Origin of the sequence: Shigella sp. FC1967 (genome assembly GCF_001743005.1) — a bacterium.
In the GTDB taxonomy this organism is placed as follows: Bacteria; Pseudomonadota; Gammaproteobacteria; order Enterobacterales; family Enterobacteriaceae; genus Proteus.
This window is the reverse complement of the sequence record NZ_MIIZ01000542.1, coordinates 1-201: the sequence shown is the minus strand read 5'-3', so window position 1 is coordinate 201 and position 201 is coordinate 1. Positions and strand designations below refer to the sequence as shown.

Annotated in this window: 1 protein-coding gene; it reads left to right on the top strand. The window is 48.8% G+C overall.

All coding sequences use genetic code 11. The features are described from left to right. On the top strand, positions 1-201 hold a 201-nt coding region (gene tnpA / locus BHE89_RS04570; protein ID WP_128860321.1), incomplete at both ends, for an IS200/IS605 family transposase.

The window sequence follows — 201 nt, the reverse complement described above, 5'->3', positions numbered from 1 at the left end:
GATGTATTTGACTCCGCTGCGGCAAAACTTGAATGCGAAATTATTGAGATGGACGGAGAGCCTGACCATGTGCATCTGTTGGTTGCTTACCCGCCAAAACTGGCGGTCAGTGTGATGGTCAACAATCTGAAATCAGTATCGTCGCGCCTGCTGCGCCAGCAAAACACACATTTACGGACGCAAAGTAAAACGGGGACTTTT